We start from the raw sequence: 17,993 nt of genomic DNA, 5'->3' as shown, positions 1-17,993 counted from the left end.
TCGACACGAAATCGACACCGGTGATGCTCAACTACTCTGGACCATGTCATGTCACGAATCGCCATTATCGGCGCCGGCATTACCGGCGTCACGACTGCTCACGCCCTCGCGCAGCGCGGCCATCACGTCACCGTCTTCGAGCGCCATCGCTATGCGGCGATGGAGACTTCCTTTGCCAACGGCGGCCAGTTGTCCGCCAGCAATGCCGAAGTCTGGAACAGCGCCGCCACCGTCATGAAGGGCCTGCGCTGGATGCTCACGCGCGACGCTCCGCTGCTGCTCAATCCCATGCCCACCTGGCACAAGTACTCGTGGATGGGCGAATTCCTGCGGCAGATTCCGCACTACCGGGCGAATACGGTCGAGACCGTGCGGCTCGCGATTGCCGCGCGCGAGCATCTGTTTTCGATCGCCAGTGCCGAAGGCATCGACTTCGACCTGGAGCGGCGCGGCATTCTGCACATCTACAAGACCCGCAAGGAATTCGACGCCGCGAGCAAGGTGAACGAACTGCTGCGCGAAGGCGGGCTCGACCGCAACCCGGTGACGGCGAGCGAGCTGCATGGCATCGAGCCCACGCTGCACGGCGATTTTTACGGCGGCTTTTTCACGCCGTCCGATTCGACTGGCGACATTCACAAGTTCACACGCGGGCTCGCTCAGGCGTGTGTGCGGCATGGTGTCGAGTTTCACTACGACGCGCAGATCACCTCGATCGAGCAGCCCGCCGAGGGCCGCTTTACGTTGATGGTCGATCTCGAAGGCGAGTCGCAACGCTTCGCGTTCGAGCGGATCGTCGTGTGCGCGGGCGTGAAGAGCCGCGACTTCGCGGCGATGCTGGGCGACCACGTGAACATCTACCCCGTCAAAGGCTATTCGATCACGGTCTGTCTCGACGACGAACTCAGCCAGCAGCGCGCGCCGTGGGTAAGCCTGCTCGACGACAGCGCGAAGATCGTCACGAGCCGGCTGGGCGTGGATCGTTTTCGCGTGGCGGGCACGGCCGAGATCAACGGCTTCAACCGCGATATCCGTTCAGATCGCATCGCGCCGCTGGTGGACTGGACGCGGCGCTATTTTCCCGAGGTGTCGACCTCACGCGTGATTCCGTGGGCCGGCTTGCGGCCGATGCTGCCGAGCATGTTGCCCAGGGTGGGCCGGGGGAAACGGCTCGGCGTCTTCTACAACACCGGGCATGGGCATCTGGGCTGGACGTTGTCGGCTGCGACGGCGCAGGTGTTGGCGGGCGCGATCCAGTAGCGCTTGCTGACCGGGTTTTGCGAGCGGCGGCAGCGTGACGTCACCGCTGCCGCCGTCGAATGCAAAATTCGCCACTTCTGCTAGTGTTCTCCCCATACGTATCACTTCCGTGGAGGACTCCATGCCACACGCCGATGCCGCAAAACCGAAAGCAGGCAACGCACGCCTGAGCGATGCGCAGATCGCCGCGGAGGCGACGCAGCGTCTCGCCTGGGACGCAGCAGTCCCCGAACACGCCGTAAAAGTGCACGTCTCGCGCGGCCGCATCACCTTGCGCGGCGAGTTGCAACGCGATCAGCAACGCGCCGCGGCGCTCGAAGACGTGACACGTCTCTTCGGCGTGACAGGCGTATCGGACCGCACCGTCGTCAAGGCTAAATGAAGGTCAGCGCATCTGCGTCTGCGTTTGCCGCAACAGCGCACGGCAATGCCGCGCAATCTGCTTCTCCTCTTCAGTGTGAATCGTCCTCACCTTGCCCGCCGGATCGTTTTCCGTTAGACCCATGAAAGCGAGCCCGTCGCATACGCGTTTGCGAATCTCCTGGCTGTGCTCGCCGATGCCGCCGGTAAACACCAGCAAATCGATTCCACCGAGCAACGCCGCATAACCGCCGATGGTCTTGCGCACGGCGGTCGTGAACGCATCGAGTGCCAGCGACGCATCCGCATCGCCCGCCGCAGCGCGTTTTTCCAGCGCTTGCATATCGCTTTCGCCATCCGCGTAGCCGGCGAGACCGCTCTGGCGATTCAGCAGTGTCTCCAATGCGCCGGCATCGAGCTTTTCCACGCGCATCAGATACAGCAGCACGCCCGGGTCGAGGTCGCCGCTGCGCGTGCCCATCGGCACGCCACCGGTCGGCGTCAACCCCATCGACGTATCGATCGATTTGCCCTCGCGCAGCGCGCACACGCTCGAACCGTTGCCGAGATGCGCGAACACCGCGCGCGCCGGCAGGTCCGCGCCAAGCCGCGTCACCAGCGATTCGTACGACAGCCCGTGAAAGCCGTAGCGCATCACGCCGGCTTGCGCATAACGGCGCGGCAACGCGAGGTGCGCCGCACGTGGAGGTAAGGTGGCGTGAAACGCTGTATCGAAACAGGCGAAATGCGGCGCGTCGCCGAAAATCTTCTGCGCCTCGTCGATCAACGCGAGCGCCGGCGGAATATGCAGCGGCGCAAAATGCACGGCATCCTGCAATTGACGGCGCACGTCGGCGGTAATGCGCTGATGCGTGCGCAGATGCGGTCCGCCATGCACCACCCGATGCCCCACCGCCGAAGGCCGCGCATGGTGCTGTTGCGTGAGCACCTGCGCGAGCTTTTGCAACGCATCGGTCTGCGATTCGAGCACGCGCTCCTGCTGCACCAGCACGCGGCCATCGGGCGCCTTGATCCGCAGGCTGCCGTCGTCGCGCGCGATGCCTTCGGCGCTGCCTTCCAGCAACAGGGATTCGTCATCGCCCGCATGCCTGAACAGCCCGAACTTCAGCGACGACGAACCGCTGTTCAACACCAGAATCGTTCGATCTTCAGCGCGGTCTTCAGTGTGCATGGCCATGCCTCGCTCAGCCTTTCCACGTCCAGTTGCGGATTTCTTCCTTGTCGATGCCCTCGGCATGCGCATACGCCAGATGCTCGATGATCTGGCCACGCAGCCATTCCTTCGCATGGTCGCCGACGCCGCGCAGCTTCGGCACGCGATCGATCACGTCGATCGCCAGCGAAAACCGGTCGACCTGGTTGATTATCGCCAATTCGAGCGGCGTATTGATGTTGCCCTTCTCGTGATAGCCATGCACATGCAGGTTGTCGTGATTCGTGCGGTTATAGGTCAGCTTGTGAACCAGCGACGCATACGAGTGGAAGTTGAAAATCACCGGCTTGGTCGTGGTGAACAACGAATCGAAATCGCGGCTGGACAGGCCGTGCGGATGCGCATGCTCGGGCATCAGGCGGAACAGGTCGACCACATTGACAAAGCGGATCTTCAGGTCGGCGAACTGCTCCTTCAGAATCTGTACGGCGGCGAGCGCCTCCATGGTCGCGATGTCGCCCGCGCAGGCCATCACCACGTCGGGCTCGACGCCGTGATCCGTCGACGCCCAGTCCCAGATGCCGATGCCCTTGGTGCAATGCGTGACCGCCGAGTCCATGTCGAGGTACTGCAGATGCGGCTGCTTGTCGGCGACGATCACGTTGACGTAATCGCGCGAACGCAGGCAATGATCGGCGACGCTCAGCAGACAGTTCGCATCCGGCGGCAGATAAATGCGCACCACGTCTGGGCTTTTATTCGTGACGACATCGAGAAAGCCGGGATCCTGGTGCGTGAAGCCGTTGTGATCCTGACGCCATACGAGCGAGGTGATCAGCAGGTTGATCGACGGCACCGGTTGCCGCCAGCCGAGATCGCGCTTGGCCTTCTCCAGCCACTTGGCGTGCTGGTTGAACATGGAATCGATCACGTGGACGAACGCTTCGTACGTGGCGAACAGACCGTGACGGCCGGTCAGCACATAGCCTTCGAACCAGCCTTCGAGCGTGTGTTCGCTGAGCATTTCCATCACGCGGCCGTCCACCGCGAGTTCGCCGCCGTCCGCGTCGCCCGGCTCGGTTTGCGCGAGCCAGGTTTTTTCGGAGGCTTCGTAGATGGCGGTCAGCTTGTTGCTCGCGGTCTCGTCAGGGCCGAACACACGGAAGTTCGTCATGTTGTTGCGCATCACGTCGCGCAGGAATTTGCCGAGCGCCTCGGTCGGCGACATGTACGAGCGGCCCGGCTTTTTCACTGCCACCGCGTAATCGCGAAACGGCGGCATGTCGAGCGTCTTGCAGAGCAAGCCGCCGTTCGCATGCGGATTGGCGCTGATGCGGCGCGCGCCTTCAGGGGCGAGTTCGCGCAGTTCCGCTACCAGGCGCCCTGCTTCGTCGAACAGCGTCTCGGGCCCGTAACTGCGCAGCCAGTTTTCCACCAGCTTCAGGCTCTTGCCGTTGGTCACCGGATCGAGCACGGGCACCTGATGCGCGCGCCACGAACCTTCCACCTCGTGCCCGTCGACTTCCTTCGGACCGGTCCAACCTTTCGGCGAACGCAGCACGATCATCGGCCAGCGCGGCCGTGACGCGTCGTTGCTGTCGCGCGCGCGCTGCTGGATCGCGCGGATTTCGCCGACGCACTGTTCGAGCGTCGCCGCCATCTGCTGATGCATGACGGCGGGATCGTCGCCTTCGACGAAATACGGTTTGTGGCCGTAGCCGGTCAGCAACGCTTCGAGTTCCTCGCGGGGAATGCGCGCGAGGATGGTCGGATTGGCGATCTTGTAGCCGTTCAGATGCAGCACCGGCAACACTGCACCGTCGCGGATCGGATTGAGGAATTTGTTCGAGTGCCACGAGGTGGCGAGCGGGCCCGTTTCCGCTTCGCCGTCGCCGATCATCACGGCGACGATCAGATCGGGATTGTCGAATGCGGCGCCGTAACCGTGCGACAGGCTATAGCCGAGTTCGCCGCCTTCGTGAATCGAGCCGGGCGTCTCGGGTGTGCAATGCGAACCGATGCCGCCAGGAAACGAGAACTGCCGGAAGAAGCGCCGCATGCCGGCTTCGTCCAGGCTGCGGTCGGGATAGATTTCCGAGTAGTGACCTTCCAGATAGCAATGCGCCAGTGTGGCGGGCGCACCATGACCGGGACCGGCCACGTAAATCATGTTCAGATCGAGCTTCCTGATCAGCCGGTTCAGATGCACGAGCAGGAAACTCTGCCCCGGGTCCGAGCCCCAGTGGCCCAGCAGGCGGTTCTTGATGTGTTCGGGTTTCAGCGGTTCGCGCAGCAGCGGATTGTCACGCAGATAGATCATGCCGGCCGAGAGGTAATTGCAGGCCCGCCAGTAGCGATCCATGTTGCGCAACGTGTCGGGGTCCAGCGTTTGCGGCGGCGTGGGACGGGAGGTTGCTTCAGCCATGGCGTCACTCCTTGAAAAGGACTGTCAGGCAGGTTAGCGAATGCGGCGGCGGTTCGTGAGTTCGTGAGTTCGTGAGGCGGCAGGCGCGAAAGAAATCGGCACTAGCGGCCATCCTGTCATGCGGATGACACAACGCAAGCGTAGCGGCAAAGGCCCGAGCAGCGTGTTTTCACGCCGTTGCCCGATGATCGTCAGGGTGTGTGACAGGAAGCGTGCTGCATGGTTCGACGCGATCGTCCAAAGCTTGAGTCGACTGCGAGTGCGAGGTGCCGGCAACGTCCAACGCCGCACCGCACGCGTCAGGCTTTATGCGCATATTAAGTAAATGCCTTAAGCTCCTGTTGCTCCCGCGACGGCGGACCACATCCGGCGCGTCCCGCATTACTCGTCCCTTACCTCAACACTTGATCATGCCGACACCCAGCCGCTTCAAAGCGCCGTTGATCCTTGTCCTGACATTCGTATTGCTGTTCGCGGGCGTCACCGTTCTGATCGGCGTGTTCGGCTTGCTGGTCAAGCTGTTCGGCCACGCCTGAGCGACGCTGGGCGGGCGTCGCTGGCGCAAAATGTGTATCCTGAGCAGTCTTCCCGGCGCCTTCACGCGGGGTCTCGTGCCCTCCCGGGACTTCGGGTGCCCAGATTCATTGCAAGGAGATTCCAATGACGGACCACGCTGATACTTCCCCGCCCTCCGGCCAGCCGATCGATCCGGAGTTGCTCGAACTGGCGCAGCAGGTTTTCGACCTCGCGCGTCGCGGCGATGCCGCCATGCTAGCGGCGGTGATCGAAAAAGGCGTGCCGCCGAATCTGCGCAACGACAAAGGCGACAGCCTCGTCATGCTCGCCAGCTACCACGGTCACGCGGACGCCGTGCGCACGCTGCTCGAACGCGGCGCCGATCCGGATCTGCGGAACGACAACGGACAGACGCCGATTGCAGGCGCGGCGTTCAAGGGCTTCGACAAGGTGATCGAAACGTTGCTCGCGCACGGTGCGGATGTGGAAGGCGCGTCGCCGGACGGACGCACCGCGCTGATGATTGCCGCGATGTTCAATCGCACGGCGATCATGGAGTTGCTGATTGCGCATGGCGCGGACCCGAAGGCCCGCGATGCGAACGGCGTGTCGGCCCTGGATGCAGCGGGCCGCATGGGCGCCGGCGACGCTCAAGCGCGTTTGAAGGAACTCGGTTCATAAAACGAGTCGTGATTGGCGTTCGGCGCTTGCGCTTCTCCATGTGCATGGACGTACACAGAGACCCGCAAGCGCCGCGAACCATCTAGCGTTTCCCGGCTAACAGCGACTCCACGTCGAACTCCGCCAGCTCTCCGATCCGCTCCACCGTCACATCCGCGGGCGGATTGCTGGAAATCTCTTTCGGATCGAACGCATAGTGCCCCTGGCGGGGAAACACCGTCGTCAGCTTCGCGCCCCACGCTTTTTTCATGGCCGTGAGAATGCGCAGCTTGTCGTCGACCATGACATAGTGGCGCGCCGGATAACACTCCATCACCTGGTCGAGCATCAGCTCTTTGTGGATGTAGATCAGCACCCGACCTTCGACCTCGTCCCATAGCCCCGAGCGGGAAATCTTGCGCGGCTGGAACACCACGTCGCCATCGGACAGGATCACCGTCGGACCGCGTTCGCCGAGATGCCGGATCGTATCGAGCGCGCCCGGATACAGCCGGTTCGCAAACGGATAGTCGATCAGGAAGGACGACATCAGCAACAGCCGCGTGTCGCGCGGATGCTCCTGGCGATACCGCTGCAGCGCGCCCAGGTAGTCGGCATAGCCGAGCTCGGCGCGCAGGTTTTCGAAGATTTCCCAGTACCGCGCGCTGTTCTCCGCGCCGAACTCCCGCGTCATGTGCGCGCGCAGATCCGACAGCACATGGTCGTTGTCCAGCAAGGTGTTATCGCAGTCGAACAGAAACACGACGTCGTGCGGCGTGGAGGTAGTGGCTTGCATCGCGGCTCCCCTGGAATCAGCTTTTCGGTCCATCGGCCGGCGTGGCCGCTTTCTCGACGTGCCCGCCGAAATCATGCCGCATCGCCGAAAGCACGCGGTTCGCGAAATCCGCCTCGCCGCGCGAGCTGAAACGCGCAAAGAGCGCCGCGCTCAGCACCGGCGTGGGCACGCCTTCGTCGATGGCGGCCGCCACCGTCCAGCGTCCCTCGCCCGAATCGGATACGCGTCCAGCGTAGTTCTGCAGATCGGCGTCGCTGACGAGCGAGCCGGCGATCAGATCGAGCAGCCATGAGCCGATCACACTGCCGCGCCGCCAGACCTCGGTGACGTCGGCGAGATTCAGATCGTACTGGTACAACTCGGGACGGCGCAGCGGCGAGGTTTCGGCGTCGGCCTCGCGTGCGTGCTTGCCGGCGTCGGCGTGGCGCAGGATGTTCAGGCCCTCCGCGTACGCGGCCATCATGCCGTACTCGATGCCGTTGTGAACCATCTTGACGAAGTGCCCGGCGCCCTGCGGGCCGCAGTGCAGGAAGCCCTGATCCGCGGTGCCCGTGCCGGCGGCCCGCCCGGGCGTGGCCGGCGCTGCGCCGGCGCCCGGCGCGAGCGTCGAGAAAATCGGTTCGAGCCGCTTTACGATCTCCGGCTCGCCGCCGATCATCAGACAGTAACCGCGCTCGCGGCCCGCCACGCCGCCGCTCGTGCCGACGTCCACATAGTGAAGTTTGCGCCCGGCCAGCTCGGTGCCACGGCGGATGTCGTCGTGATAGTAGGAGTTGCCGCCGTCGATCACGATGTCGCCCGGTTCCAGCAAGGGCACGAGTTTCTCCAGCGTCGCGTCGACCACCGCGGCCGGCACCATCAGCCACACGGCGCGCGGTTTCTCGAGTTGCGCGACCAGGTCTTGCAGCGATGCCGCGCCCGCGACGCCGTCCTGTTTCAGCTTCTCGACCGCCGCCGGCTGCACGTCGTAGGCGATACAGTGCTGACCGCCCTTCGTCAGGCGCCGCACCATGTCGGCGCCCATGCGTCCCAATCCAATCATGCCTAGCTGCATATCTCGCTCCGGAAAGTGCCTCGTTGCACTGCTCGATTTGCTTCGCTGTACTGCGGCCATGCTGCGTTTTCGCTGAGCGCTTCAGTCGCGGCCACTGGGATCGCGGCTGGCTCCGCTTACTCTAGTTGTAGTGGCGTTTTTTCGTGTGCGCCAGACACACGGTAGCCGCCCTGAATCGCTCTTGCAGCGAAGCGGGCGTCGTCGCATGTATCGAAAGACGATACGCCTCTTTGCAGAGGTTTTGCGCGGCGTAAAGTTCCTCGCGCGTGAAGTTGCCCGGCGGCGCGCGGCGTGCTGCTCGCGCAGGCTTCGATTCGGCTGACTGTCTTCTTACAGTTCTTCTTTGCAGTTGCGGCCGGCACGTCTAGCGCTGTTGCTGTCGTGCCTGAAGCTTGCCGTATTGCGAACGCGCAAAACGCTTCACTGCTTTCCACATCAGCGGATAGCGATAGCCCGGCACGGCGAACAGCACCAGCGCGCACAGTGCCAGCAAGCCGCAGAACAGAAACGTGCCGCGATAGCTGAACGCCTGCACCAGCAAACCCGACAACACGCCCGAAAGAATCGACCCGACGCGCGCCGCGTTGAAGAAGAGCGCGGTGGCGCGGCCCGGCGAGTGCGGCATCAGATCCTGCACATAGGTCATGCCGAGACACGAGGTCACGGCGACCACGAAGGCGTTGAGCATCTGCATCGGGATCAGCACATGGACATTTCCCGCCAGCGACATGCCGACGAAATACACCGCGTGCACCGCGGCGCAGGCGGCCAGCCAGTTGGGCTTGTGCAGCGCCGATGATTTCGCGCCGAGCGCGAGCATCATCGGAATCTCCATCAAGGCGCCGAGGCCGAGCATGACCGACACGTCCAGATGCGTGCCGCTCAGGCCGTGCACGATGTAGAGCGGCAGCACGATCATGGTGGCGTTCGCGGCGAGGCCGAGCAAGGTGAGCGCGGCCACCGCGCGGCCGATGTCGTTGGCCGAGGCCACGCCGGGCAAGTCCTCGTGCGCGTCTTCGCCCGGCGTGGTCAGCGGCGGCACGGTGATCGACGCCGACGGTTCCGACGCCGTGTCTTCCACCGTATGATCGCCCAGATGGCCTTGCGGCTCCCGCATGCGCCAGACGATCGTCGCGCAGGCGCCGAAACTGGCGGCGGCGAACAGGAAGAGCCCATAGAAGCTGCTGGCGGCGAGCACCAGCGCGCCCACCGACGGCCCGAACACCCACGCCGCCGACAGAATGGTCCGCAAGGTCGCGCTGGCGAACACGCGCTCGGCCGGGTCCGCCACCGGCAGGGCCGCGCGGCTGAACGAAAAGACCATCGAAATGGCCGAGCCGCCCGCGCCGATAAAGACGATCCCCACCACCAGCAGCAGCCGGTAATCACGCACCACGCATAAGCACAGATAGCCGAGCGCCGCGGCGATCAGCGCGGCCAGCAGCAAGGGCCGATGCCGTCCGCTCGCGTCGCTCCAGCGGCCCGCGAAAGTGCTGGCGAGCACCCCGCTCGCCGCGATCAGCGTCATGAAAACGCCGAGCCTGAACGGCGTCATGCCGGCGCGCTCGACGCCGAACAGCGAGAGATAGGGAGCGGTGAACGACATCGCCACACCGAGCATGAGGGTCGCGGCGGCGAGCGGCTTGAAGCCAGGAATGCGCAGCAGGTCGAAAAAACGTGAGGTTTTCAACACGAGAGGCGGTGGGTCAGGGAAAGCGAGCCTGCGACGCGCGATGCGCGCCGCAAACTTCGTGGCCGGAACGACCGGGGCATTATCGGCTTAGCTTGCGGGCGCGTAAACCCGCGCCACCGCGTCCCAAGATTGGAAACCACACCGTTGCCGCGCAACTGACGACCTGGAGCACGCTACTTGGCATCCGTTGCGCGCATGTGCTGCGCTTGCGCCTTGTAATCGTAGGTCGGGTAAAACTCGGTGCGATAGCCACCCCACGCGGTGGTTTCGATCGCCCGGTTGACTTCGCGCAGACGGCTCGCAGGCACGCGCAGCGTGACGACCTGGCCGATACCCATCATCACGTACCACGACACCACTTCGATGCCGGGCGGCGGAAAGGTCTTGAAGAATCCTTGTGCGCGCAACTGATCGTTGATCTTCGGCAGCGGCCTGGACTCGTCATGCCGCAGGAAGATGGTGAGCAGGAAGGTGTCGTCGGGCGCTGCCGCGGCGGAAGTTGCCGGCGCCGCGCTCGAAGCGCCGGGCGCGCCGCTCATGTCCGCGCCCGGCGCGGCACTCGGCTCCGCGCCATGCGCAAGCGACGCGACGCCGAGCGACACGGCCAGCACCGCGCCAGCCAGGTTGCGGCGTAAAAAATTGGAAACCACAGCAGAACGGCGTGGAGCAACTACATTTGGCATGGGATGCCTCCATGACGCGTTGGGAAGAGGTTCGACGTTACAGCATGACGTAGCCGCGTTTTTCCAGTGTCCAGCGGTGCCACTGATTGCCATACATACCGCAAGCCATGCCGAACAGCACCGACAGCACCAGGCCAATCAGGTCGGCCGTTTCGCCCCACAGGCCCGAGCAGAACAGCAGAAGATTGACCGCCAGCATGACAAAGGCGGCAAACCACATTTTCTTCGACAACGCCCACACGAAGCCCAGCAGAAACGCACCCCAGCTGAAACCGATGGCGACCGCCACGGTTTCATCCTTGCCGGGACACCGCAGATAAATCCTTTCGCCCATTTCTTTCCTTTCCTGACCTCGATGATTCGCCGCCTGTCGGCGCCACCAGACGATGTTTAACACGTCATGCCGACAAGAATGCGACATCGCGTGAAATTCACGCCGCCGCATGCCGCGCGGCGGATGGGGCGAGGCCGGTCCCACTGACGATCCCGGGCATAGCTGCTACTCTTGGCACATTCCGCAGGGGACGCCACGGCGGCGCAAACCCCTGCCTGCACAGCTTAAACCGCTCCGGAGCGCGCATGGCAACCCAGACCGCCTATTCTTCCAAAGCTCCCTCGCGAGCCCAACTCGATGCCCTGCCGGGCGCCACCCTCGTCGAATTCGGCACGGACTGGTGCGGCTATTGCCAGGGCGCGCAAGCGTCGATTGCCGAAGCCCTCGAACCTCACGACGGCCTCAGGCATCTGAAGATCGAAGACGGTCCGGGCCGGCCGCTCGGCCGCTCGTTCAAGGTCAAGCTCTGGCCGACGCTGATCCTCATGCGCGACGGCACGGAAGTCGCGCGCGTGGTGCGTCCGGCCAACGCCGCGGCAATCGCGGACGTTCTGACGTCGCTCTGAAGTCTAGCGGCACATGCTGCGTTTCATGCGCCGCGCCATGTCCACCCGACCACTCTCATGCGACAAGCCATCCACCACCTGAGCGTCAAGGCCCCCAGCCGCGGCCTCGTCGAATTCACCGGCGAAGCGCGCCGTTTCGTCGCCGCGCAGTCCATCGACACAGGCCTGCTGACGCTGTTTTGCCGCCATACGTCCGCTTCGCTGCTGATTCAGGAAAACGCCGACCCTTCGGTACAGCGCGATCTGGAGCGCTACTTCGCGAGCCTCGCGCCCGAAGACGCCGAGCGTTACGAGCACGACACCGAAGGCCCGGACGACATGCCGGCCCATTTGCGCACCGCGCTCACGCAAGTGCAATTGTCGGTGCCGGTCGAACATGGACAGATGGTGCTCGGCACCTGGCAAGGCCTGTATCTGTTCGAACATCGCCGTCACACGCAGCATCGGGACATCGTGCTGCATCTGACCGGCGAATGACGACGGCTCACCGCCTCACAGCGGCGCCCCGCCGAACGCCTGGCGCTGCGCGAGCGACACGAAGGCCTGCGCGTCGCGCGCCGCCTGGACCACTGCGGCCATGCCGAAGAACTCGTGCGTTGCGCCTCGATAGTTGCGATGCTCGACGGGCACGCCCGCGCTGTGCAGTTTCTGCGCGAGCTTCTCACCGTCCGAGCGCAGTGGATCGATGCCCGCCGTGACCACCACAGCCGGCGGCAACCGTGACAGATCGGCGCTCACCAGGTCGATCAGCGGACTGGTGAGATCGCTCTCGCTGTTGATCACGTTATGCACGAACCACAGCATCATCGGTTTGTTCAGGGGCTTGGCATTGCGATTCTCTTCATAAGAGATCGACACGATGTTGTTGCTCGCCACCGGGTAGATAAGCGCCTGGTGCATCGGCATGCGGATGCCCGTGTTGCGCGCGCGGATGCATACGTTGATCGCCAGATTGGCGCCGGCGCTCTCGCCCATGATCGCGATCTTGTCCGGGTCGCCGCCGACGCTCGTCGCATTCCCGATCAGCCAGCCCCATGCGGCGAACGCGTCGTCGTGAGCGGCCGGCAGCCTGTGCTCCGGCGCCTGCCGATAGTGCGCGGACACCACGATCGCCCGGCTCTGGGCGGCCATGGAACGCGGCGTGGCATCGTAGGTATCGAGGTCGGCGATCACCCAGCCGCCGCCGTGAAAATACAGAATCAGCGGGAACGGCCCCTCGCCTTGCGGCGTGTAGACCCGTGCCGGATTGCTGCCGGCCGCGCCCGGAATCATGATGTCCTGCGTGCGCACCGCCTCCAGTTCCAGCGCAGGCCGCGCGCTGAACGCAGGGTCCTGCATCAGCTTTTTGACGGCGTCGGCGGGCGTGGGCTGCCGCCTCGCCTCCTCCACCGTGCAATCTTCAATGGGCTTCGGCTCGAGACTCCTGAGCGCGTCGAGCACCGCTTTCATGTCGGGGTCGGCATGTGCCGTTGGATCCATGCCGACCATGCCTTTGATCGTATCGCCGGGTGTCATGTCCATGCTCCTGTAGAAAATGAAGGGGCACGGACTCATCGGAGGCTTTCAGGATCGGCGCTCGACAACCGTGCATGCGGTCAATTTCAGCAAGCGCTATACCTATGAACGGCATGCAACTCGGGCTACGTCTGCATTACTGCCCCTTCGTATCGCTGCTGGCATCCGCGCCCGGCATATTGGTGGAGTCGGTCGCCGGTTTCGTCTTGGACGACTTCATGTGATGCTTTTTAGTCGACTTCGAATGCGCCATCGCGCCGGATGCCTGCATGTCGCCGCCTTCACGCGTCGCCCCGGCATTGGTGCCGCCGCTCGGGTCGTTGCCGGCCGGACCTCCGCCGCCACCGCCGCCGCTACCTTGCGCCATCGCGATTGAGGAAGCGGCGAGCAAGGCCGAGATGAGAACTGCGCTGCGCGTCCTGTTTCTGAGGTTCATGACTTTCTCCTGTGCGAATAAGAAGCGGGTTGCGCCGGCCGGGACTGCCGGGATACGCATACCTCGTTCTCATCTCAGCAAGGGCTGTGCCGCGAGTCATGAAACACTTCGAACATGCAAGGCGGTGCGCCGCGAATGGCGAGCCTTACGGTTGACAAGCCACCAGAGCGTGCAACTCGTCGATATTGAACGGCTTGGCGAGTATCGCCACGCCCAGCCGCCGCGCGCGGTCTAGTTCGTCGGCGTAGCCGGTCATCAACGCGATCTTCTGCGACGGCCACGCGCTGCGCACCTTTTCCGCGAGGTCGATGCCATTCAGCTTGCCCGGCATCTGGATGTCGGACAGCACGAGCTCGAAGCGCGCGCCGCCCGCGAGGACGTCGAGCGCCTGGTCGGCGGTCGGTTCATGGCGCACCTCGCAGCCGAAGGTTTCCAGCACCGCCGCCACGCCCGCCGCGACATCTTCGTTGTCTTCCACCAGCAGCACGACGCCACTCGGCGCAGGCGCGGGCGCTTGCACCGTCTCGACTTGCGCGGCCGACGTCTTCTGCCGTTCGCGATAGCGCGGCAAATACAATCTGACCGTCGTCCCGCTGCCCGGCACGCTGTCGATCTTTGCCGTGCCGCCCGCCTGTTCGCACATGGAAAGCACCTGCGCGAGACCGAGGCCCGTGCCCGAGCCGCGCAGCTTGGTGGTGAAGAGCGGCTCGAAGGCGCGCCGCGCGACGGCCTCGGGCATGCCCTCGCCGTCGTCGGAACAGGCAAGCAACACGTATTCGCCGTCGGGCAGCAAGGTATCGCTGGCGACCAGCCGGTGGTTCTGACAACGGATCACGAAGCGTCCGCCGCGCGGCATCGCGTCGCGCGCGTTGACGGCCAGGTTCATGAACGCGAATTCGAGGTCGGTCGGATCGGCCAGCACCTGCCAGACCTGATCGACCATGTTCAAGGCCAGCTCCACGTTGTCGCCGAGCGCCGCATCGATCAGCGGCGCGGCGGCGGGCAGCCACGTGGCGAGATCGAGCGCTTGCTGTTTGAGCGGCTGCTTGCGCGCCACGCTCAGGAGGCGCCGCGTAAGGGATTCGGCCGTAGCGGTGGCGCGCTCCACGGCGAGCACTTCTTTCTCCACGTTGTTGAAGCGCTTGAGCCGCGCGAGCTCCGTGTTGGCGGAGACCACCATCAGCAGATTGTTGAAATCGTGCGCGACGTTGGCGACGAGATTCCCGAGCGCGCCCATGCGCTGCAGTTGCCGGCTCGATGCTTCGGCCGAGAGACGCATCGCCACTTCGCCCTGCCAGCGTTCCCACGCGCGGCGCTCGCCTTCCAGTTGACGCAGCGAGTAGAACACCAGCAGCCAGATCGCGATACAGGGCACGGCCGTGAGCGCCGCGATCATGATGAAGTGCTGCTGCCATGCCGCGCCGATCGACGAAGTCGCGTAGGCGCTCATCACATAGAGCGGATAGTCGCCAACGCGGCGAAACGCCAGCAGGCGCTCCACGCCGTCCACCGTCGAATTCAGACGGACGTGGCCGAACAGCTGTTTGTCGCGCAACGCCTGGGTGAATTTGCTCTGCGCGCTGGGCTGCGCGCCCGGCGGCCACGGCGGATAGCGCACCAGCAGGTTGCCGTCCTGGCGATACAGGCCGAGCGCGAGCGACGAATCGCCGTTGGTCAGTTCACGATAGAAGCGCGAAAAGTACTCGTTGCGCAGCGCTACCGAGACCACGCCGAGGAACTGGCCGTCCGCGTCCGAGCGGCCCGTCGCGGTGGTGAACACATTGGTCTGCGAGAGCGGGCCGAACATCGGCAGCGAAAAATACGGCTGCGGGCGCATCGCTCGCGCGCTCGTGAAGTCTTCGCGCTGCCCGATCGACATGGCGGGCGCGGGAAAAGTGCGGCTCGACACCAGCAGGTCGCCTGTCGCGCCGAGCACATAGATGGACGCGACCTGCGCAAAGTCGCCGCCGATTCCGCGCAGGCGATCGTGCAACAGCGCTTCGCGCTCGCGAATCTGCGCGTCGTCTTCGTTGCCGAGCAGCTCCACGATGCGCGAGGACATCTGCTGGTTCAGATCCAGCACCTTGACAGCCTGCTCCTCGGCCACGCGCGCGAGCCGGTCGATCATGTCGTTCGAATCGGCGATCCGGCGCTGGTAATCGAAGTAGCCGTAGCCCGCGAGACAGACCAGAGGAAACACAACCGAAACGGCGAGCACGATCAGCAGCATGCGCCGCGTCGCCGCGAAATTGCGCGACGGCATGGGGAAATCGACTGCGGCACGTTCCGCACGCTGCACGGTCACGATCTCCATGAAAGGTCGACACACGTCAGGGACGCCATGGCACGACATGCGCGGTGCATGGTCGTGTGCTATTTCCTGTTCCGGAATTTACCGCACTTCGGCCGTTCTCCATAGCGTGATGGGTAAGGAAACAGCGCTTGTGGCGATGCGTGCATCCAGGCACATGGATTGCTCGACCATTGACGATTGATTAACGGCTTGAAGGACGCGCCGCAGCGCGACGTGCTGACGCGCGTTGCGCCGCCTGTGCTGCTATTTGCTCATTTCACCGTCCGCGAGGAACCGGCCATGCCCACGATTGCCCGATGCGTCGCTCAGCTCTCGCAATTGCGAACCGACCGCGCTGAACGTGTCGTGGTGGACGGCGAAAAGATTCTGCTGGTGCGCGACGGCGATACCGTGCGCGCCTATTCCGCCGATTGCCCGCACGCCGGCGCGCCGCTCGAAGAAGGCGCGCTATGCGACGGCCGGATCATCTGCCCGTGGCACAAGGGGACGTTCGACGTCTCTACAGGCAACGTACTCGAACCGCCCGCGCTGGTCGCGCTCGACCGTTATCCCGTGGTCGTGACAGGCGACGACGTCATGGTCACGCCGGAAAAACTCCCGCAGCCGGCGCGCAATGCCAACGCGCCAGAACCGCATTACGTGGTGATCGGCGCGGGCGCGGCGGGCGCAGCCGCTTGCGCGACCCTGCGCGAATGCGGCTTTGGTGGCCGCATCACGCTCGTAGGCGATGAGCCCCATGCGCCCTACGACCGCACTTCGCTGAGTAAATTCGTGCCGTCCGGTGAAATGGCGCCCGCCGATGTACCGCCGCTTCTCGCGCCGGACTGGCTCGAGCGGCACGACATCGAGCGAATTGTCCAGAAAGTTGCACGGCTCGATGTACCCGCTCGCACGATTCATTTCGAAAGCGATGGCGAACTGACATACGACACCGCCTTGCTCGCCACGGGCAGCGTGCCGAAGCTTCCCGCGATTCCCGGTGTAGAGCTGGGCGGCGTGCACGTGCTGCGCAGTCTCGACGACGCCGCCGCGCTGGTGGACGCAATCGACGACGATTCAAAGCAAACCCAGGTCGCGATTCTCGGCAGCAGCTTCATCGGACTGGAAACGGCTTCGGCGCTGCGCAAACGCGGCGCGCAAGTGACCGTCATTTCCCCGGAAAAAGTGCCGTTCGCGAGGCAGTTCGGTGAGCGCGCCGGCGCGATGTTCCGCGCGCTTCACGAGCGCAATGGCGTGGTGTTCCGTTTCGAAGCAAAGGTCACCTCGCTCGAAGGCGAAGAAGGCAACGTGCATCAGGTGATGCTCGAAAACGGCGAGCATGTCGCTGCCGACATCGTGCTGCTAGGCACGGGCGTCGCGCCGGCCACCGGTTTTGTCGAAGGTTTGCCGCTGCAAAAAGACGGCGGCGTGCTCGTCAACGCGGGCATGCAAGCCGCGCCTGGTCTTTACGCCGCAGGCGATATCGCCGTGTTTCCGCTGCATGAAGATCAGGAACCGATGCGCATCGAACATTGGCGCGTCGCGCAGCAACACGCGCGCATTGCCGCGCAGAACATGTGCGGCGCGCGTCATCGCTACGCCGGCGTGCCGTATTTCTGGACCTATCACTTCGGCAAGAACTTCGAGTATCTCGGCCATGCGAGCGAGTGGGACGAGATCGTGACCGACGGCGAACTCGATAACCAGCAATTCGTCTCGCTATACGTGAAGGACGGCAAGGTGGTCGCCGTGCTGGCTTGCGAGCGCGAAGCGCAGACCGCGCGCCTGATCGATGCGATGAGATGCGGCGTGTCGCGGGCGGATGCGATGGCGATAGTCGGCGACGCATCCTCCGTCACGAAATGAACAACCCGGTAACCTGAAGGAGAAAACGCCATGACCGAAAACAAGGAAAAGCACCCGCACTCGAACAAGAGCGAAAAGCAGATCGACAAGCAGGTCGAAGACAGCTTCCCCGCGAGCGATCCGCCTTCCACCGGCGGCACCACGAAGATCGTCCCCGATAAGGATGCCGCTTCGAAAGACAAGTCAGCCGCCAAAAAACCGGCCAGGCACTAGGCCTCGCTGACCGGATGTGAACCGCCCGACGCGCTGCCGGCGGCGGTTTTCATCCCTCTGCAAGTACAACCCTTCTGGACGATACCCACCCTCTTCGCTTCGGTGCCGCACGCAAGGCACGCGGCATGCCACGTCGCATCACGGTGGAT

At 64.1% G+C, this 17,993-nt stretch carries 18 protein-coding genes; 8 read left to right on the top strand and 10 right to left on the bottom strand.

Translation table 11 applies throughout. The annotated features are described in order from the left end of the window. Nucleotides 1–48: 48 nt before the first annotated feature. Together RI103_RS26295 and RI103_RS26290 are read left to right on the top strand one after the other, a co-directional pair. The gene (locus RI103_RS26295) at nucleotides 49–1,260 is read left to right on the top strand and encodes a D-amino acid dehydrogenase (RefSeq protein WP_310815351.1); all 1,212 of its coding nucleotides are present in this window, start codon (nucleotides 49–51) and stop codon (nucleotides 1,258–1,260) included. Nucleotides 1,261–1,381: 121 nt separating this feature from the next. Then, on the top strand, nucleotides 1,382–1,642 hold the full coding sequence (locus RI103_RS26290; RefSeq protein WP_310815350.1) for a BON domain-containing protein: 261 nt from the start codon (nucleotides 1,382–1,384) through the stop codon (nucleotides 1,640–1,642). A gap of 3 nt (nucleotides 1,643–1,645) precedes the next feature. Here the strand turns inward: RI103_RS26290 and RI103_RS26285 are convergent, their stop codons facing one another. Then, the gene (locus tag RI103_RS26285) at nucleotides 1,646–2,812 is read right to left on the bottom strand and encodes an acetate/propionate family kinase (RefSeq protein ID WP_310818581.1); all 1,167 of its coding nucleotides are present in this window, start codon (nucleotides 2,810–2,812) and stop codon (nucleotides 1,646–1,648) included. A gap of 13 nt (nucleotides 2,813–2,825) precedes the next feature. After that, nucleotides 2,826–5,219, bottom strand: a complete 2,394-nt coding sequence (locus RI103_RS26280) for a phosphoketolase family protein (protein WP_310815349.1) — start codon at nucleotides 5,217–5,219, stop codon at nucleotides 2,826–2,828. A 410-nt stretch (nucleotides 5,220–5,629) separates the two neighbouring features. Here RI103_RS26280 and RI103_RS26275 point away from each other — a divergent pair, with 410 nt between their 5' ends. Together RI103_RS26275 and RI103_RS26270 are read left to right on the top strand one after the other, a co-directional pair. Further along, the gene (locus tag RI103_RS26275; RefSeq protein ID WP_310815347.1) at nucleotides 5,630–5,755 is read left to right on the top strand and encodes a hypothetical protein; all 126 of its coding nucleotides are present in this window, start codon (nucleotides 5,630–5,632) and stop codon (nucleotides 5,753–5,755) included. Between the two features lie 124 nt (nucleotides 5,756–5,879). Next, nucleotides 5,880–6,416 carry an ankyrin repeat domain-containing protein gene (locus RI103_RS26270; RefSeq protein WP_310815345.1) on the top strand — a complete coding sequence of 179 codons (537 nt, stop codon included), beginning with the start codon at nucleotides 5,880–5,882 and terminating at the stop codon, nucleotides 6,414–6,416. A gap of 82 nt (nucleotides 6,417–6,498) precedes the next feature. On the opposite strand, the gene RI103_RS26265 is transcribed toward RI103_RS26270, so the two are convergent. From RI103_RS26265 to RI103_RS26245, 5 genes are all read right to left on the bottom strand, one after another. After that, nucleotides 6,499–7,191 (bottom strand): HAD family hydrolase, encoded by a 693-nt coding sequence (locus RI103_RS26265; RefSeq protein WP_310815343.1) that lies wholly within the window; start codon nucleotides 7,189–7,191, stop codon nucleotides 6,499–6,501. A gap of 16 nt (nucleotides 7,192–7,207) precedes the next feature. Beyond that, the gene (gene gnd / locus RI103_RS26260; RefSeq protein WP_409076990.1) at nucleotides 7,208–8,245 is read right to left on the bottom strand and encodes a phosphogluconate dehydrogenase (NAD(+)-dependent, decarboxylating); all 1,038 of its coding nucleotides are present in this window, start codon (nucleotides 8,243–8,245) and stop codon (nucleotides 7,208–7,210) included. Nucleotides 8,246–8,609: 364 nt separating this feature from the next. After that, nucleotides 8,610–9,938: a sugar efflux transporter gene (locus RI103_RS26255; protein ID WP_310815340.1), complete on the bottom strand. Its 1,329-nt coding sequence runs from the start codon at nucleotides 9,936–9,938 to the stop codon at nucleotides 8,610–8,612. 173 nt (nucleotides 9,939–10,111) lie between these two features. Continuing rightward, a complete protein-coding gene (locus tag RI103_RS26250) occupies nucleotides 10,112–10,621 on the bottom strand; it encodes a hypothetical protein (RefSeq protein ID WP_310815339.1) in 510 nt (169 codons plus the stop codon). A gap of 37 nt (nucleotides 10,622–10,658) precedes the next feature. Beyond that, the gene (locus RI103_RS26245) at nucleotides 10,659–11,099 is read right to left on the bottom strand and encodes a DUF2628 domain-containing protein (RefSeq protein ID WP_310815337.1); all 441 of its coding nucleotides are present in this window, start codon (nucleotides 11,097–11,099) and stop codon (nucleotides 10,659–10,661) included. A 101-nt stretch (nucleotides 11,100–11,200) separates the two neighbouring features. On the opposite strand from RI103_RS26245, the gene RI103_RS26240 reads away from it, so the two are divergent. Continuing rightward, nucleotides 11,201–11,521 (top strand): thioredoxin family protein, encoded by a 321-nt coding sequence (locus tag RI103_RS26240; protein WP_310815336.1) that lies wholly within the window; start codon nucleotides 11,201–11,203, stop codon nucleotides 11,519–11,521. Nucleotides 11,522–11,578: 57 nt separating this feature from the next. Beyond that, nucleotides 11,579–11,998, top strand: coding sequence for a secondary thiamine-phosphate synthase enzyme YjbQ (locus RI103_RS26235; RefSeq protein ID WP_310815334.1), 420 nt, complete (start codon nucleotides 11,579–11,581; stop codon nucleotides 11,996–11,998). Nucleotides 11,999–12,013: 15 nt separating this feature from the next. Here the strand turns inward: RI103_RS26235 and RI103_RS26230 are convergent, their stop codons facing one another. The 3 genes from RI103_RS26230 to RI103_RS26220 form a co-directional block, all read right to left on the bottom strand. Continuing rightward, nucleotides 12,014–13,036 (bottom strand): alpha/beta hydrolase, encoded by a 1,023-nt coding sequence (locus tag RI103_RS26230; RefSeq protein WP_310815333.1) that lies wholly within the window; start codon nucleotides 13,034–13,036, stop codon nucleotides 12,014–12,016. A gap of 136 nt (nucleotides 13,037–13,172) precedes the next feature. Next, nucleotides 13,173–13,472 carry a hypothetical protein gene (locus RI103_RS26225; protein WP_310815332.1) on the bottom strand — a complete coding sequence of 100 codons (300 nt, stop codon included), beginning with the start codon at nucleotides 13,470–13,472 and terminating at the stop codon, nucleotides 13,173–13,175. Between the two features lie 145 nt (nucleotides 13,473–13,617). Continuing rightward, the gene (locus RI103_RS26220; RefSeq protein ID WP_310815331.1) at nucleotides 13,618–15,786 is read right to left on the bottom strand and encodes an ATP-binding protein; all 2,169 of its coding nucleotides are present in this window, start codon (nucleotides 15,784–15,786) and stop codon (nucleotides 13,618–13,620) included. A gap of 279 nt (nucleotides 15,787–16,065) precedes the next feature. Here RI103_RS26220 and RI103_RS26215 point away from each other — a divergent pair, with 279 nt between their 5' ends. Together RI103_RS26215 and RI103_RS26210 are read left to right on the top strand one after the other, a co-directional pair. Next, nucleotides 16,066–17,631 carry an FAD-dependent oxidoreductase gene (locus RI103_RS26215; RefSeq protein WP_310815329.1) on the top strand — a complete coding sequence of 522 codons (1,566 nt, stop codon included), beginning with the start codon at nucleotides 16,066–16,068 and terminating at the stop codon, nucleotides 17,629–17,631. A gap of 30 nt (nucleotides 17,632–17,661) precedes the next feature. After that, nucleotides 17,662–17,844, top strand: coding sequence for a hypothetical protein (locus RI103_RS26210; RefSeq protein ID WP_310815328.1), 183 nt, complete (start codon nucleotides 17,662–17,664; stop codon nucleotides 17,842–17,844). The last annotated feature ends 149 nt before the right edge of the window (nucleotides 17,845–17,993 follow it).

The organism is Paraburkholderia sp. FT54 (assembly GCF_031585635.1).
GTDB lineage: Bacteria > Pseudomonadota > Gammaproteobacteria > Burkholderiales > Burkholderiaceae > Paraburkholderia.
Note: the sequence above shows the minus strand (reverse complement) of the source record. Positions and strands in the feature narration are given on the sequence as shown.